General features: G+C 58.2%; 15 protein-coding genes and 1 tRNA gene. 9 read left to right on the top strand and 7 right to left on the bottom strand.

The features are described from left to right. Window positions 1-27: 27 nt before the first annotated feature. Window positions 28-717, bottom strand: coding sequence for a crotonase/enoyl-CoA hydratase family protein (locus ACMYUN_RS05685; protein WP_039763863.1), 690 nt, complete (start codon window positions 715-717; stop codon window positions 28-30). Between the two features lie 296 nt (window positions 718-1,013). Between ACMYUN_RS05685 and ACMYUN_RS05680 the strand changes: the two genes are divergently transcribed. The 7 genes from ACMYUN_RS05680 to ACMYUN_RS05650 all read left to right on the top strand — a co-directional run bounded on the left by ACMYUN_RS05680 (window position 1,014) and on the right by ACMYUN_RS05650 (window position 5,392). After that, window positions 1,014-1,103, top strand: a tRNA-Ser gene (locus tag ACMYUN_RS05680). A gap of 234 nt (window positions 1,104-1,337) precedes the next feature. After that, complete coding sequence (locus ACMYUN_RS05675; protein ID WP_415763195.1) at window positions 1,338-2,801, top strand: hypothetical protein; 1,464 nt, start codon at window positions 1,338-1,340, stop codon at window positions 2,799-2,801. Window positions 2,802-2,904: 103 nt separating this feature from the next. Continuing rightward, on the top strand, window positions 2,905-3,516 hold the full coding sequence (gene cysC, locus ACMYUN_RS05670) for an adenylyl-sulfate kinase (protein ID WP_415763194.1): 612 nt from the start codon (window positions 2,905-2,907) through the stop codon (window positions 3,514-3,516). A gap of 163 nt (window positions 3,517-3,679) precedes the next feature. Further along, on the top strand, window positions 3,680-3,868 hold the full coding sequence (locus ACMYUN_RS05665) for a hypothetical protein (RefSeq protein ID WP_129999216.1): 189 nt from the start codon (window positions 3,680-3,682) through the stop codon (window positions 3,866-3,868). 312 nt (window positions 3,869-4,180) lie between these two features. Continuing rightward, entirely contained in the window at window positions 4,181-4,552 is a 372-nt protein-coding gene (locus tag ACMYUN_RS05660) for a hypothetical protein (RefSeq protein ID WP_016773803.1), read from the top strand. Between the two features lie 134 nt (window positions 4,553-4,686). After that, window positions 4,687-5,106, top strand: coding sequence for a YMGG-like glycine zipper-containing protein (locus ACMYUN_RS05655; protein WP_024012287.1), 420 nt, complete (start codon window positions 4,687-4,689; stop codon window positions 5,104-5,106). A gap of 118 nt (window positions 5,107-5,224) precedes the next feature. After that, window positions 5,225-5,392, top strand: a complete 168-nt coding sequence (locus ACMYUN_RS05650; RefSeq protein ID WP_016773805.1) for a hypothetical protein — start codon at window positions 5,225-5,227, stop codon at window positions 5,390-5,392. A 68-nt stretch (window positions 5,393-5,460) separates the two neighbouring features. Here ACMYUN_RS05650 and ACMYUN_RS05645 read toward each other — a convergent pair whose 3' ends face one another. From ACMYUN_RS05645 to ACMYUN_RS05630, 4 genes are read right to left on the bottom strand one after another with little or no spacing between them, the layout of a single operon-like run. Next, window positions 5,461-5,835 carry a hypothetical protein gene (locus ACMYUN_RS05645; RefSeq protein WP_415763193.1) on the bottom strand — a complete coding sequence of 125 codons (375 nt, stop codon included), beginning with the start codon at window positions 5,833-5,835 and terminating at the stop codon, window positions 5,461-5,463. A 21-nt stretch (window positions 5,836-5,856) separates the two neighbouring features. After that, the gene (locus ACMYUN_RS05640; protein ID WP_415763192.1) at window positions 5,857-6,270 is read right to left on the bottom strand and encodes a DUF6896 domain-containing protein; all 414 of its coding nucleotides are present in this window, start codon (window positions 6,268-6,270) and stop codon (window positions 5,857-5,859) included. Window positions 6,271-6,308: 38 nt separating this feature from the next. Further along, the gene (locus ACMYUN_RS05635; protein ID WP_415763191.1) at window positions 6,309-6,704 is read right to left on the bottom strand and encodes an Imm50 family immunity protein; all 396 of its coding nucleotides are present in this window, start codon (window positions 6,702-6,704) and stop codon (window positions 6,309-6,311) included. Beyond that, a complete protein-coding gene (locus ACMYUN_RS05630; RefSeq protein ID WP_415763190.1) occupies window positions 6,701-11,494 on the bottom strand; it encodes an RHS repeat-associated core domain-containing protein in 4,794 nt (1,597 codons plus the stop codon). The genes ACMYUN_RS05635 and ACMYUN_RS05630 overlap by 4 nt, the downstream gene beginning before the upstream one ends. Before the next feature lie 239 nt (window positions 11,495-11,733). Here ACMYUN_RS05630 and ACMYUN_RS05625 point away from each other — a divergent pair, with 239 nt between their 5' ends. Then, window positions 11,734-12,429, top strand: coding sequence for an HAD-IA family hydrolase (locus ACMYUN_RS05625; protein ID WP_039762976.1), 696 nt, complete (start codon window positions 11,734-11,736; stop codon window positions 12,427-12,429). A gap of 60 nt (window positions 12,430-12,489) precedes the next feature. Here ACMYUN_RS05625 and ACMYUN_RS05620 read toward each other — a convergent pair whose 3' ends face one another. Further along, complete coding sequence (locus ACMYUN_RS05620; RefSeq protein ID WP_415763189.1) at window positions 12,490-13,236, bottom strand: 3-oxoacyl-ACP reductase family protein; 747 nt, start codon at window positions 13,234-13,236, stop codon at window positions 12,490-12,492. Window positions 13,237-13,361: 125 nt separating this feature from the next. Between ACMYUN_RS05620 and ACMYUN_RS05615 the strand changes: the two genes are divergently transcribed. Then, the gene (locus ACMYUN_RS05615) at window positions 13,362-14,285 is read left to right on the top strand and encodes a LysR family transcriptional regulator (protein ID WP_073473947.1); all 924 of its coding nucleotides are present in this window, start codon (window positions 13,362-13,364) and stop codon (window positions 14,283-14,285) included. 106 nt (window positions 14,286-14,391) lie between these two features. Here ACMYUN_RS05615 and ACMYUN_RS05610 read toward each other — a convergent pair whose 3' ends face one another. Continuing rightward, window positions 14,392-15,120, bottom strand: coding sequence for an aspartate/glutamate racemase family protein (locus ACMYUN_RS05610; protein WP_122506523.1), 729 nt, complete (start codon window positions 15,118-15,120; stop codon window positions 14,392-14,394). Between the last annotated feature and the right edge of the window lie 41 nt (window positions 15,121-15,161).

Here is a 15,161-nt window from a genome sequence, read left to right as displayed (position 1 = left end):
TTCGCTAGCGCGCAGATCTCGGACGAATCAGCCTAAATGCTGCTGATCCTGGACAATGGCGTCATCGAGGGTTTCCAGCAGCTGCTTGCGCACTTTGAGTTTGGTGTTCTTGTGCGCCAGCATGTTGATCTTCTTCAACTGACGCGCGGCAGCCAGCGCGGCGCCTTGCAATTCTTCGGCAGTGACGACTTTGTCGAGGAAGCCTGCATCAACGGCACTTTGCGGATCGAACATCTCGCCATTGATCACCGAGCGATGGAAAGCCGAACGCCGCAAGCGATCACGCGCCAGCTCGATACCGGCGTGGTGCATGGTCATGCCGATTTGCACTTCGTTCAGACCGATGCTGAACGGGCCGTCGACACCAATGCGGTAATCGGCGGACAACAGCAGGAAAGCGCCCTTGGCCACAGCGTGCCCCGGGCAAGCAACGATCACCGGGAACGGGTGAGAGAGCAGACGGCGGGCCAGGGTCGAACCGGCCGTTACCAGCGCAACGGCTTCTTTCGGGCCGGCGGTCATCACCTTCAGATCATAACCACCCGACAGAATCCCCGGCTGCCCGGTAATGATCACCACGGCGCGATCCGCCACCGCCTGATCCAGCGCCGCGTTAAACGCCGCAATCACATCCGGAGAAATCGCGTTGACCTTGCCATTGTTCAGGGTCAGGGTCGCGATACCGTCTTCGAGGTGGTAGGCAATCAACTCGCTCATGACGCTATTCCTTATTAGAAAGATGGGCAGACGTTACCCACCGTCGCAGGCCAGGTAAAGCGCCGTGACTGACCTGCCGGTCACCATTTCGGCGTTCAGCCTGCGCCGCACACCTCTTGCCTTCTATAAAGGAAGCGCGCGCCTCACCCGAGATTGGCGGGTTTGCCATCGTGCTCACCGACCGAACGCAGCGTGCTCTCTTAAGCGCATGAAAATTCTGAAAAAAAGTTTGCCATCAGGAAAGCTTTCGACTACATTAGCGCGCCTCGACAGACAGAACATGTCTGCAGAGATACGGTGAAGTGTCCGAGTGGCTTAAGGAGCACGCCTGGAAAGTGTGTATACAGGAAACTGTATCGAGAGTTCGAATCTCTCCTTCACCGCCACATTGAATATCAAAAAACCCGATTTCGAAAGAGGTCGGGTTTTTTGCTTTCTGCGTGTTCGAAAATTGCTCGGTCATCATTTGCTGCTCATTGATCGGCTGCGCGCAGGGGTCGAAATCCGGTTTTGTTGGCGTTGAACTATTGTACTGACCAGTTAGAATGGCCGCATTCATGGCTCTGCGTCACTCGCTGCATCAACAAGGGTCGAGATTTACATTACTGAGGTAGAGAGTAGTGGAACCGCTATTTGCAGTCGTTGCGACCACAGGATATTTGCTCCTCGTCGAGGTGCATTCCAGAAAAGTTATCCCGCTCGAGAACGAACGCACTGAATACTACGGCGTTTCATGGTTTCCGGGGGGCAAGGATTTTGTGCTCAGCCACTCTGGGCTGGATAACGTAAAGCTGAAGGATATCCAGACCTACGCGACCTCAGAAGTGGGATTTCTTTCGCGCGGTAGTTTCCATTCCGAAACCTTTCTCTCGGAACCACACCAGCTGCTCTGCGCATCTGACGGTCGCGTGGTGTGTACCAACACCGGACGTAACGCGATCACTGTGGTCGACCTGGAAAAGCCCGGGCATTTTCAGGAAAAGCGGCTGAGCAACGTTCGCTGGGATCGTCTTTCACTGGAAGAAATCACCGGCGATCATCTCAATTCCGTATTCGAAAAAGATGGTCATCTTTATGTCATCGCTCACGGCCACCATAACGGTTCGTTAATGGCAGTACTGACTTACCCGGCGTTGGAGCTGGTCAGTGTCAAGCCCATTGAGCGACGTACGGGCCTGCACAATGTGTGGGTATCGGACGAAGGGCAGAAAATTGCCTGCCACAGCAATATCGGTGCGCTGATCGATCTGGAAAGCAACGAAGTTCTCTGGGAGTCGGGGAGTCCAATCTATACGCGAGGCCTGGCCGTTTCGTCCGACATCGTGCTGGTGGGAGAAAGCCAGATGACCGGACGTGATTTGCGCCGCAGCTCCATGAGCGGTTTGTGGGTTCTGGAACGGGGCACCTATAAAGCACTGGACTACATCTGCCTTGGTCCTTACGGCGCCGTCAACGAAGTCCGCTTGTTGAACGTAAAAGACTATGCTCACCACGGCCATACTTTTCCGTTTGTATCGGAGTTGTTCGAGCGAAGTCTGTTCAACCGTAAGTCTGAAGAGCGCCTGGCTGCTTGCCAGCGTTCGAAAAACATTCAGCAGGAGTGGGCGGGCGTCGAACTCGTCTACGGCGTGCCGAAGACACTCGAAGACGGCGGCAAAGAGGCCATCCTTGGTAACCTGTGTCTGATCAAGAAGATTGAAGACGTTTCGCAAGCACAACGCAGCCTGGCGTTCAGTTATTCGTTGGACACGCCATCTACCGATTCTCACGTTGCGGTGGTGACTTATCAGGGCAGTGGCGGTGATACGGATATGAATGCACTGCTGATACAGCCTATCAATGATGTCGAGGCCGGACTGGTACTTTGGACAAATGATGGCGCGCACTGGAATCCCGAGCCCGACGTGCAGGTGACGGGACTTCCTCATAGCGGTGACGTTCGCGTGGTAGCAAGTGAAGCAGGGCTGGAATTTTATCTGAATGACGAATGGCGTCTTACCGTAGACGCAGCCAGGCTGCCTTTTCTCGAGGGCTCATTGGGTATTCGCTGGATCGGTTCGACTATCAGCCGGTTTATCGAATAACGGTCAATCATGATGTCTGGCCCGATCTACGGCTTTTGAGCGGCGAGTTGCCGCTCAAGACCAACGTGTTTGAACTCAGACTCTACGCGAGATGAGGAAACGTATGACAAGCGAAAAAAACAGCGTGCCTGAGAATGTCGTTCTGCACCCTACGCAAGTTGCTCCCAGTGATCGGGAGCGTGCCGTGGCGCAGAAGCCTTTTACCATTTGGTTTACCGGATTGAGCGGTTCAGGCAAATCGACGCTGGCGTTCGCGATTGAAAAAAAGCTGATTGAAAGTGGCAAGCCTGCCTTCGTGCTGGATGGCGATAATGTTCGTCACGGACTTTGCAGCGACTTGGGTTTCAGTGCTGAGGATCGCTCCGAAAATATTCGCCGTATCGCTGAAGTAGCGCGTTTGATGAATGACGCGGGTATCACCGTGATGGTGGCATGTATCTCTCCGACCAGAGTGAGCCGTGAAAAAGCCCGATCCATCATTGGCGACGAGCGTTTTCTTGAGGTCTATCTGAACACGCCACTCGATGTATGTGAGCGGCTGGATCCTAAGGGACTTTATCGCAAGGCCCGCGCTGGTCTGATCCCGGAGTTTACGGGGATCAGCGCACCTTACGAAGTGCCTGAATCTCCCGCCTTGGTTTTCGATGCAAGTCAAATGTCAGTCTCGGCCTGCGTAGAGGAAATCGTCTCCAAGGCCAACGGTCTTGGGCGATAGGGCTCCAATTGTCCAATTGGGGCGGATCCTCCGCTCGTCGGAGACCAGGCTTCGTGTACGGCTAGTCCCGGAATGACCGGCTAGTCTCAAAATCCTCGGAGGTCGATATTTTTCAGGCAAAACAGTTTTGCCAGTATCGGCCCGGTTCCGCAGGGGAGAGGCTATGACAGGTCCATATATCGAAGACGATGGCGCTGAGTTTTCCTTCAACAACTGTGTGCGCTGCGGTCAAACGGAGTATCAGTCGGGTTTTGGCGAAGATCCGGTGAGCACCGGCAAAATCAAATCCACGGCCCCGAAAGGGCCGAAAGCGAAATTCCTGCCCAGGGTCACGGCAAGGGCCAGAAAGTGATTTCATCCCGTACCCCGTCACTGAACGGGGTTTTTTACGTGCGCGGGAGTGCGGATCGGAAATGCCTGGCGGGCGTTGACATTAATGTCGGTTTTTTTTCACAAACTTTTCACGTTGGTCAACGTAGGGTGAAGCCATCCGTTAGAAAGCAAGTCTCCAGCCCGTCTCCCCAGCGGGCTTTTTTTTGCCCGGCATTAAACCTTTTTCCTGAGCGCGGTCCAATCGACGCTGCCGCCTGCGTCTGGACTTTCCTGCGCCGAGCACATTAAATCCCGCTCCTTCTCGTCATCCTGTTTATTTGAGGTTTTCGTCATGCGTTTAACATTGCCTGCGTTGGTTCTTGGCCTTCTGGTTGCTCAAGGTGCGATGGCTGCCGGTGATGGCACCGCGGCGCTGGGCGGTGGCCTGGGTGGCGCGCTGGGTAACGTGGTCGGTCAGAAAATGGGCGGCAGCACCGGCGCCGCCATTGGCGCCGGCGTCGCGGGCGCAGCGGGCAGCGCAGTCGCCGCGCGCAAGGGCAGCCGCACCAAAGCGGCGATCGGCGGCGGTGTCGGTGCAGCCGGTGGCTCGGTGATCGGCAACAGCCTGGGCGGCCGCAACGGCGCCACCATCGGCGCGGGTCTGGGCGGTGCGGCCGGCGGCGCAGTCGGCAGCAATCTGGGCAAAGGCCATAAGCGCCACTAATCCCGAACGCTGTCAGAAGAGGCCCGACTCGATGTCGGGCTTTTTCATGGCTGAACGTTTCGTGCGAAATCATCTCCAATCTGCATACGCCCCGCTTGGGCGGACTGTCCCGATTCGGGAACTGCGAGGTTCATATGCGATTGTCATTATCTGCACTGTTTTTTGGCTTGGTCGTGGCGCAGGGCGCGATGGCGGCCGGAGATGGCACCGCTGCCGTAGGCGGTGGTCTCGGCGGTGCGCTGGGTAATGTGGTTGGCGGACAACTTGGCGGCAGCACGGGCGCAGCGGTCGGCGCGGGTGTAGGCGGCGCGGCGGGCAGTGCCGTCGGCGCGAACAAACGCAACCGCACCGAAGCCGCGATTGGCGGCGGTCTGGGCGCAGCAGGCGGCTCGGTCGTCGGCAACAGCCTCGGCGGCTCCACCGGCTCCGCCATCGGCGCGGGCCTGGGCGGCGCAGCAGGCGGCGCGGTAGGTAACAATCTTGGCGACGACGACGGCGGATCTCATTCCGGCGGCCACAAGCACAAGAACAAACACAAAAATAAACATCGCTGATTGATCAACAAAAACCCGGCCTGGCGCCGGGTTTTTCGTGTCTGGCCGTCAGACAGAGGAACGATTGGCGATAGGGCTTTTCGAACGTCATACAACCCACACGCTCAAGAGGTGCGCCATGACTCCAGAAACCGAAGGCAAAGAAGAGAAGGGCCCGAGTGGATTGCCGTTTATCAATGACCCGGGGAACGAAGATCCGGGCTCGCTGATGGATGATGCGACGGTGCCGTTGAACGATGCGGATGAGGCGGATATGGAGTATGAGGAGGATGGGGATGAGCAGTGAGGGGGTGCTGAGGGTTTGAATGATGGTTTAAGGGCCTGACTCAGCAGGCCCTGCAGAAAATCTGTTCCTCAGAACGAGACGTCGATTCTTTGTGCTCTGATTTTTACAAACTGACCATTGAGGTGCGGAAAATCGAAGTGGATATCTTGATCCGCAAATTCGACGAACGACTTGAGCGTATCGCCTTCTAAGCGCCCCTGAATCTCGCATGAGAAACCGTCGTCAAGCATCTCGACATATGTTTCGCTGTTTTCACATTTTGCGATGTCAATTTCGTCCGGTAGCACCATTTCGAACTCGGCTGAGTAGGTCTCACCTACTTCGATGACTGACGGGCAGTGGCCTGCGAAACATCTAACAGTCACACCGTTGATGCTGAGCAGGACCATTTCTTCGATGATTGGGTCGATCTCTACAATATGCGCGGGATATTTCTTAGTCATCTGCGAGCCATGCCCTCGTTTTCAGAGGTTTACCGGCGGGTCGATTAATTCATAGAGGTCATCGGAGGGCGATATTTTTTTGATTCTGCCTGAGTCTATATAAGACTTGAACTCGCTCTCAAGAAAATTGATGTCAGTGTATTTTTTGTACTCTTCAGGCCTGTCGGCGGCGTACATATAAAGACGCCACACGTCAAAGCCGTCGATCCTGTTGTTTGGTCCGTAATCGAAATCTACTAACTCTGTGGGAAAATGGATAGCACAGCCTACGCCATGCAACTCATACTCCACGCCATCAATAATTTCTCCGCAACGTTCTATTTGGCCACTTCGCCAGAGCCTAAGAATGTTTCGTGTACCAAATTTTTTCTTCAGAAGCGTTGTTCCTTCTTCGACTTTACTGAGGAAGCCTTTGATCAAGTCCTCAAGAGACAAAATATCACCTGCAAAAAAGCGTTTGATTATTGAATGGTCTAGAAAGGTGTTTCTGTTAAGTACACACTTGGTTCTCTCAATCTTAATGATGATGTAGTGAATTTTAACTCTGACGACATGGATGTGGCGGAAACAGAGTACCTATCCCCAATGAGTTGGATGGATAGGTTTAATGTTTCTTGCGTTGGAATGTTTGATGTTGTCAAGCCTCGAACTTCACTGCACGTTATTCCGATACGGCAAGCATTGTATCCTATGAGATCCCATTTCTTTGGAGGAGTGTCTGGTGTTTCTCTGATGTCAAATGCCAAGGTCAGTGTTGAAAGGTTATTGTCTATGTTCAGAGCGAATAGCTTAATCTCTGAGATAGGTATAAGTCTGCTGAATACCATATTGAAAAGTTTGCTTCCCTCTATTTCGTTCCAGTTTTTCATCGTGATCTCCTGAATGGGTAATGATCGCTTGTGTTTTTTACCTTGCCATTCCGCCTGTCATCCGCAGGTCGCACATTTATGTGAGGGCCTTGATCTCCCCGGTTATTTATATCTCCGTATTTATGGCCCGCGGAATGATCTTGGAGGATCAATATAAAGCCATCCTCTCTGGTGTATTTATATTCTCTAGTTATGATTGGCTTTCCACTACTGTCCAAGATGTTATTGCCTTTCCTATCTGTCATGTTGGCATAAGTGAATTGCTTCTGCTTGCCGCTGATCTCATCGACTTGAATGTCGGGCTGCTGCCCTTTTGGTATTCCCGAGTCAAGTTTTGCCTTTCTGAACGCGCCTCGCCGAGAAACCAGCGGGGGCTCGACTTCATTAGGTTTTGGACAGCCGGTCGTTTTTCGGCCTTTTGGCGGACAATTGGACGTCAACCCCAACGGATCCACCCACCCCGTCGGATTCGGCACGTACTGGTACTGGTTCAACCCACCCGCGAGCTTCACCGGATCCGGCGTCAGATACCGCCCAAGCCTCGGGTCGTAATACCGATGCCGGTTGTAGTGCAGCCCACTTTCAACATCGAAATACTGCCCCTGAAACCGCAGCGGTTGGTCGAGGTAATCCTCGCCAGCGAGGGTGACGGCGGCGACTTTGCCGTAGGCGTCGTATTGCGCGGACCAGACGATTTCGCCGCTGTAGTCGGTGAGCTCTTGCGGGGTGCCGAGGTGGTCGAGTTGGTAGTAGAACGGGCAGGCCTTTTTCGGGCCTTTGCCGTCGAGCATCGCCAGTGGGCGGAAGGTGCCGGGTTCGTAAAGGAAGCTGCGGTATTGCGTGGCGCTGCTTTCGGCGACGAGGTGCTCGCCTTGCCAGAAGAATTCGGTGACGGCGCCGTCGACGGTTTTGCGGATGCGCCGGCCGAAGGCGTCGTAGTGATAAGTGGCGGTCTGGCCGTCCGGGCGGGTCAGGCCGATCAGGCGGTGCTGGCAGTCGTAGCGGTATTCAGTGACCAGGGTCTGGCCGTGGCCTCGGCGTTCGCGGATCAGGTTGCCGAAGGCGTCGTAGTCGTAATGACGGTCGCCCTGCATCAGCAGGCGATTGCCTTTGATCTGCGCGGGACCGGGGCGGTCCTGCATCAGCAGGTTGCCGGCGGGGTCGTGGGCGAAGGATTCGGGCAGTTCGTCGCGTGAGTGACGTACGCGGATCAACCGGTCGAGGGCGTCGTAGCCATAAGTACGCTGGCCGTGGCGGCTGTCGGCAATGTGCTCGAGATTGCCGTTGGCGCTGTAGGCATAATCGCGGCGGTACAGCGAAGCGTGGCGATGACCTACAGCGTGGGCAAGCAAGCGGCCCTGATCGTCGTAGGAGTATTCGCTGAGCAGCAGACCTTGCTGGCGTTGCTGCTCGCGACCGGACTGGTAGACGTGGCGCGTGAGCGGCGTGCCGTTGAGGTCGATGGCGCTCAGCGCACCGCCCTTGGCATAGTGATAGTCGAGCTTGCTGTTGTCCGGCAGGCGCATCCGCTTGAGCTGGCTGCAGGCGTCATAGGCGTAGCGCAAGGTGCCCCAGCCCTGATGCTCGGTGATCAAGCGATCCTGACGGTCATACTCGAAGGCCAGCGGATGGTTCTGGCCGTCATCGACACCGATCAATCGGCCGAGGCGGTCGTAGTCATAGCGGATCTTGGCGCCATCGGGCAGGGTCTTGACCAGCAAACGCCCGGCCTTATCGCGCTGGTAGTGGGTGACCAGCGATAAACCCTGCTCGCCGAACTCGGTCTTCTCCAGCAGGTGCCCGTTGAGGTCGTAGACGTAAGCCGTACGCCGCCCATCAAACCCGGTTTCCTGTCGGATCAATCCGGTCGGCGTGTAATCCAGGCAGTATTTTTCCCCTGACTCGTTTTCGATCTCGGTCAGCAACAGCCGCGCATGGTCATAGCGATACTGCACGCGGGTGCCGTCAGGGTTGATCCGCCGCGAGACCAGATGCAGGTCGTCGTCATATTCGTAACGGGTGATGCGCCCGAGTTCATCGCGTTCGGCGGTGATCTGGCCGTAGGCGCCGTAGCTGTAGGCGCGCGTGCTGCCCGTAGGAGAAGTCGTCAGGATCAGTCGGCCGGCCGCGTCCCACTGCTGACGACTGACAACACCAAATTCGTCCTGGGTGGTAATCCGCCGGCCCAGCGCATCGTAGGAAAAGCGCCGCACGCCGCCATCGGGCAGGGTTTCTTCGATGAGCTGACCCAGCTCGTTCCACACCCAGCGGTGGCGGCTGCTGTCCGGATAACGCAGCGACAGCAATTGCCCGCGCAGGTTGTAGTAGTAATGGGTGACCTGGCCGTCGGGATCGACCGCTTCGGTAACGGCACCTTCAGCGTTGCGCCGGTAAATCCACACCGCATCACCACGACAACGCTTGTAGAGAAAACCGTTGCGGTACTCGTAGGACGTTGGTGCATCGTCCGGCGGAATCAGCGCGATCAGCCGTCCGAGTTCGTCGTAGCGATATTCGGTGACCGCGCCCAACGCATCCTGCTCGGCGATCAAGCGCCCCTGCTGGTCATAGGCCTTGAGCTGCTCGCCGCCATCGGCCGCAACCTGGCGCACCAGCCGCGCGCGCTCGTCGTGGACGTAGACTTCTTCGGTGCCGTCGACGTAATGCACGGTCACGCTGGCGTCATCATCGTTCCAGACGTAACGGGTGTTCATCTGCGAGAACGACGCCCAGTGCCGCACGCAGCGGGCGGCTTTGCCCTCGCGCTGCCACTCCCAGAAGAAGCTCGCGCCGCCGGTCAACTGGCGCTGGAGGATGACGTGGTGGTCGTCGTAGTCGTAGCGCTCGCTGTCGCCGACCGCGTTGGTCGCGACCAGCAGGCGTTGCCGCGCATCGAAGCTGTAGGTGGCAAGGTTTTGTTCGGTGGTCCACTCGCCCTGAACAAACACCTGATAATCGACCGCCATCAGCTGCGCGCGGTCATAACGCAACAGCAGGGCGCGTCCGGCGCCGTTGTCCAGACGCTGAATGCGGTCGGAGCGATCGCGTTGCAGGGTCAGACGATTGCCGTAGACATCGCTGATTGCCGTCAGCCGGCCGGCGCGAAAATGGTAAAACCGCGCACTGTCGCCGGCCAACGCCAGAATCAGTTCTTCCGGCTCATCGCCGAGAAAGATCGCCGCCCGCGACAGGCTGTTGTGGATTGCCGGGCGCTCGACATTGGGCAGGGGAAAGCGGGTGCGGCGGTTCTCGTGGTCGATCCAGGTCACGCCATCGCCATCGAAGGCCAGCCGATGCGCGAGCGTATGGCTCCAGCCAAAACCCAGGCCGATGTCGATCTCGACCGCGCTGCTGCGGTACAAACGGGTAAACTCGAAGGGCAACACGCCGTCGAGCACGGCGTCGGTCAGGGTCAGCAGTTCTTCGCCGGTGACCATCGACACCGGGCAGCCGTTGGTACAGGTGTTGGGTACGCAGTCGGCGGCGTCGCCGTTGGGGTTTTTCGCCTGATCGGGAGCGTCGTCGTGGGGCTCGTGGCGCTCAAGACGGGCCATACCTTGGGTTTTTTCCCGCGCGAGTGGCGCCGGATTCGGCACGCTCAACACCACTGTGTCGGCCTGGCGAATGTTCAGCGGAATCGACGGTGTCGGCTTCAGCTCCACCTCGCGCGCATGAAACATCAGCGGCTTCAGCGTGCTCGCGTGCTGCTTGAGCTCCTGCGTCGAAGTGAGCTCAGTCAGACGCAGGGCTGAGGCGGCAAGCCATTCCCGCGCCCTTGGCGACTTGATCTTCGCCAGGACCTTGCTGCTCAAACGCAGCGATACGCCGGCCCCGCCTGCCACGCGCATCAACAGGAAACTGATCAGCAACTCGGTGCGAACTTCGGCCACCACCTCGGCAAGGTATTGCGGCGGCAGCATCTTCAGCCAACTGGTGAACGCGGCCAGATGAATGAACAGCCACGGCTCGTCGCTGAGCATCAACAAGGCGTTGGCAATCGCCTCGCTGGACGCCGCCAGCAGCGCCTCAAGTTCGACTTCGCTGAGGTATTCCAGAAGCTTTGCGCTGTGCTCCTGCAGATCGGCAAGGAGGGCAAACAGCTGTTGAATGTCATCCCAGACGCCATTCAGGGCTTTTTCCAGGCCACGCCAATCGGCCCGCTGCAACTGCCCGTAACGATCGAGAAAACCGGCGCGGGAAAACTCCGTCCATTGCGGCTGGAAGCCCGTCCATTCGCCGCGCAGCCAACCTTCAAGCCCGGCAATCACGCCTTCATATGAGGCATACAGGGCGCGGACATGGTCGGTAGAAACATCGGGAAAGAAGGTGATGCGGTAGCGCTGGCTCCGCACGCAATCGGTCACCTCCAGAATCCCGCTCGGGCCGATGGTGTAGCGCAGTGGTTCGCCGAAAGTCAGCACACCGTCGACGTCGCTGAGCAGCGGTTCGAGGCTCACCGGCGTGTCGCCGATCGGCACGAAGCGCGCGGCTTCAAACACATGCACCAGGGTCAGCGGCCCGCTGGCCGGACACATGACCACCGATGAGCTGACAGGTGCGCGCGAGGTGATCGGCGCGCTCAGTTGTACGTCATTGCCAACCTTGAACACCTGCTCGATGTCCAGCGCGGTCCCGGTCCAGAACTGCTCGGCCCAGGCGTCGTAGTTGTTCAGGCACAGGCGGAACTCATCGATCAGCGCTTCGAAATCTGGCTGCTGGGGATTCAGGGCGGCCACCACCAGCAGTCCGATGCTGTTGTTCAGGGCCAGGAGCCGATCGGGTTGAAACATTCGCAGTCGCTCGCGCATATGAAGAAACGGGAGCGCGGACTTTGCAGGGGATCAAAAAGGAAAGAAGTCGGGTAAGTAGGCAGTATCTGTAGGAGGTTTCGCTAAATGCGAAAGGGCGTCGATGGTGTTGCCCGTTGCTCAATGTCCATCCGCCTCGCTATGCTGCTGAACCCATTAATCAGATCCGCGTTGCGGCACATTGCCTGTCGCCCGGGATGTCTTTGTTAACGGATCCGATGATGAATGCACCGCTGAAGACGTTCGGCCCGATCAAGGCCGTGATTTTCGATATGGACGGTTTGCTGCTCGACACTGAGGGCATTTACACCGAGGTCACCTCGCTGATTGCCGGGCGCTACGGGAAAACCTTCGACTGGAGCGTCAAGCAGAACATCATTGGTCGCGGGGCCAATGACCTGGCCAATTACGTGGTGCAGGCGCTGGAGTTACCGATCAGCCCGGAAGAGTTCCTGGAGATTCGCGAGCCGCTGATGCGCGAGCGTTTCCCCAAGGCCCAGGCGATGCCGGGGGCCGAAGCACTGGTGCGTCACCTCAAGGCGCACAACATTCCGATCGCGGTCGGCACCAGTTCGTCGCGCCAGTCGTTCGGGCAGAAAACCACTTTGCACCGCGACTGGTTCGCGTTGTTCGATTTCATCGTCACAGCGGACGATCCGGAAGTCGGCGCGGCCAAACCGGCGCCGGATATTTTCCTCACCGCCGCTCGGCGTCTGGGCGTCGCGCCCAAGGATTGTCTGGTGTTCGAGGATTCGCCTTTTGGGGTCACTGCTGCGAAAGCGGCAGGCATGACCGCAATCGCCATCCCGGACGCGGCGATGGCCGATGAGAAATATGCTCACGCTGACGGCATTATCCGCTCGCTGAAAGACTTCAGGCCAAGCGCATTTGGCCTGCCGACGCTGGAACTGGCCTGACCGCTCAAACAAAAAAGCCGCCCTTCCTATAAAGAAGGGCGGCTTTTTTTTGCCGTTCTGTCAGGCGCCGAAACCACCGTCGATGGTCAGGCTGGCACCGGTGATGTAGCCGGCTTCCGGCCCGGCCAGGTAGGCGACGAAGCTGGCGATTTCATCGGCGGTGCCGTAACGACCGACGGCCATCAGCGGGATCAGGCTGTCGGCGAATTCGCCGTGGGCCGGGTTCATGTCGGTGTCGACCGGGCCAGGTTGCACGTTGTTGATGGTGATACCGCGTGGGCCGAGATCGCGGGCCAGGCCTTTGGTCAGGCCGACCAGTGCCGATTTGCTCATTGCGTACACGCCGCCACCGCCGAAGGGCATGCGGTCGGCGTTGGTGCTGCCGATGTTGATGATCCGCGAGCCTTCGCCCATGTGTTTCGCCGCTTCCTGGGACGCAATGAACACGCTGCGCACGTTGATGGCCAGGGTCTGATCGAAGTCTTCCAGTTTGAAGTCTTCCAGCGGCGCGATGGCCAGCACGCCGGCGTTGTTGACCAGAATGTCCAGGCGCCCAAACGCTTCGACGGTGACGCTGACGGCGTGGCGAATCGCGCTGGCGTCGGCGCTGTCAGCCTTGATCGCCAAGGCTTTGCCGCCGTTGCCGGTGATGCTGTTCTGTAGTTCTTCGGCTTTGGCGGCGGAGCTGACGTAAGTGAAAGCGACGGCGGCGCCTTCAGCGGCCAGACGTTTGACGATGGCTGCGCCGATGCCGCGCGAACCGCCTTGAATCAGAGCGACCTTGCCGCTGAGGTGTTGAGTGGTCATGTTCGATCTCCAAGTGTTCAAGGCGGAATGCCTTGGTGTTGGTGCCGAGTATCGGCCTGGCATCGACAACCGGGTAGACCATGATTGCTATAGTCTGTGTAAACCAGAAGTTTATAGTGGCGATCATGGAAACATTCAGCAGTATCGAATGCTTTGTGCGCAGCGCCGAAGTCGGCAGCTTTGCCGAAGCCGCGCGACGCTTGAGCCTGACCCCGGCGGCAGTGGGCAAAAGCGTGGCGAAACTGGAGGCGCGGCTCGGCGTGCGGCTGTTCCAGCGCAGTACACGCAGCCTGACCCTGACCGAAGCGGGGCAGCTGTTTTTGAGTGAAGTCAGCGCCAGCCTGACCACCATCCAGAATGCCGTGGCCAATCTGGCCAGTGCCGGCGGGCAACCGGCCGGCACGCTGAAAGTCAGCATGGGCACGGTGTTCGGTCGTCTGTATATCGTGCCGCTGCTCGGTGAGTTCTTGCGGCGCTATCCGGCGATCAACCCGGACTGGCATTTCGATAACCGCCAGGTCGACCTGATCGGGCAGGGCTTCGACGCGGCGATTGGCGGCGGCTTTGAACTGCCACAAGGCGTGGTTGCGCGCAGGCTGACACCGGCGCATCGGGTGTTGGTGGCATCTGAGGACTATCTGCAAAAACATGCGCCGATCAGCCATCCCGATGACCTCAGGCAACACGACGGCATTCTGATTCGCTCACCGCAGACCGGGCGCGTGCGTTCCTGGCAACTGACTCACCGCGATCAGCAACACAGTCCGCTGACATTGCGGGCGCGGATGACCATGAGTGATTCCGAGGCGGCGTGCGCGACGGCGATGCAAGGTTTGGGCATTGCGCTGGTGAGCATGCCCTTTGCGGTGCCGTATCTTCAGGCGGGGACACTGCAGCGGGTGCTGCCGGACTGGTTTGTCGATGACGGCAACATTTCGATCTATTACGCCGAGCACAAATTGTTGCCGGGCAAGACCCGGGCGTTCGTGGATTTTGTGATTGAGCAGTTTGCTGAGCAGGGACTAGGGCGGCGGTTTAGTGCCATCTAAGTAAGGCTTGGAACCGAGTCGTTTGCATTCGCGAGCAGGCTCGCTCCCACAGGGGAACGCATTCCAAATGTAGGAGTGAGCCTGCTCGCGATAAACGCAACTCGGTCTATCGAGCAAAGCGCTGCGCCCAGCCAATAATGGTCTTCGGCCGTGGCGTCGCATACGTGCGCACCTTCGACGTCGACAACTTCAAGCGCACCAGCGATTCGGCAATCGTCACCGCCGCTGTCACGCCATCCACCACCGGCACGCCGGTGCGCCGGCGGATCTGCTCGTCCAGCCCGGCCATGCCGCCGCAGCCCAGGCAAATCACCTCGGCCTTGTCCTGGGTCACCGCCAGTTCGGCCTGCTGCACGATCGCTTCCAGTGCGCGCTGCGGTTCGTGTTCCAGCTCCAGAACCGCCAGACCACTGGCGCGCACTGAGGCACAGCGATCCCACAGACCGGACAATTTCAGTCGATCTTCGATCAGCGGCACGGTGCGATCCAGCGTGGTCACCACCGAGTAGGCATGGCCGAGGAACATCGCGGTGCTGGCCGCCGCATCAGTGATATCTACCACTGGCACGTTGAGCAATTCCTGCAAGCCTTCGCGGCCGTGCTCACCGTAGCCGGCCTGAATCACGGCGTCGAAGGGTTGGTCGTAGGCCATCACCCGGTCCATGACGGCGATGGCGGCCAGGTAGCTTTCGAAATTGCCTTCAATCGATTCGGCGCCGAAGTACGGGGTCAGGCCGACGATTTCGGTACCGGGCGAAGCGACGGCCTGCGCCGAGCGGGCGATGGCGTCGGTGATGGATTCGGTGGTGTTGACGTTGACCACGAGAATACGCATTGAAAATCCTTATTGCGGGCAGTGGTGCGGCCCGAAAACCG

It is taken from the genome of Pseudomonas sp. CP4, from assembly GCF_047758505.1.
GTDB lineage: Bacteria > Pseudomonadota > Gammaproteobacteria > Pseudomonadales > Pseudomonadaceae > Aquipseudomonas > Aquipseudomonas fluorescens_AO.
The sequence above is the reverse complement of the archived record's forward strand: the minus strand, read 5'-3'. Positions and strand labels throughout refer to the sequence as shown.

Bases quoted from the DNA above. Each gene is read 5' to 3' on its own strand.
- ACMYUN_RS05685 (WP_039763863.1), bottom strand. From the start codon at position 717: ATGAGCGAGTTGATTGCCTACCACCTCGAAGACGGTATCGCGACCCTG.
- cysC (WP_415763194.1), top strand. From the start codon at position 2,905: ATGACAAGCGAAAAAAACAGCGTGCCTGAGAATGTCGTTCTGCACCCT.
- ACMYUN_RS05665 (WP_129999216.1), top strand. From the start codon at position 3,680: ATGACAGGTCCATATATCGAAGACGATGGCGCTGAGTTTTCCTTCAAC.
- ACMYUN_RS05660 (WP_016773803.1), top strand. From the start codon at position 4,181: ATGCGTTTAACATTGCCTGCGTTGGTTCTTGGCCTTCTGGTTGCTCAA.
- ACMYUN_RS05655 (WP_024012287.1), top strand. From the start codon at position 4,687: ATGCGATTGTCATTATCTGCACTGTTTTTTGGCTTGGTCGTGGCGCAG.
- ACMYUN_RS05650 (WP_016773805.1), top strand. From the start codon at position 5,225: ATGACTCCAGAAACCGAAGGCAAAGAAGAGAAGGGCCCGAGTGGATTG.
- ACMYUN_RS05645 (WP_415763193.1), bottom strand. From the start codon at position 5,835: ATGACTAAGAAATATCCCGCGCATATTGTAGAGATCGACCCAATCATC.
- ACMYUN_RS05635 (WP_415763191.1), bottom strand. From the start codon at position 6,704: ATGAAAAACTGGAACGAAATAGAGGGAAGCAAACTTTTCAATATGGTA.
- ACMYUN_RS05630 (WP_415763190.1), bottom strand. From the start codon at position 11,494: ATGTTTCAACCCGATCGGCTCCTGGCCCTGAACAACAGCATCGGACTG.
- ACMYUN_RS05625 (WP_039762976.1), top strand. From the start codon at position 11,734: ATGAATGCACCGCTGAAGACGTTCGGCCCGATCAAGGCCGTGATTTTC.
- ACMYUN_RS05620 (WP_415763189.1), bottom strand. From the start codon at position 13,236: ATGACCACTCAACACCTCAGCGGCAAGGTCGCTCTGATTCAAGGCGGT.
- ACMYUN_RS05615 (WP_073473947.1), top strand. From the start codon at position 13,362: ATGGAAACATTCAGCAGTATCGAATGCTTTGTGCGCAGCGCCGAAGTC.
- ACMYUN_RS05610 (WP_122506523.1), bottom strand. From the start codon at position 15,120: ATGCGTATTCTCGTGGTCAACGTCAACACCACCGAATCCATCACCGAC.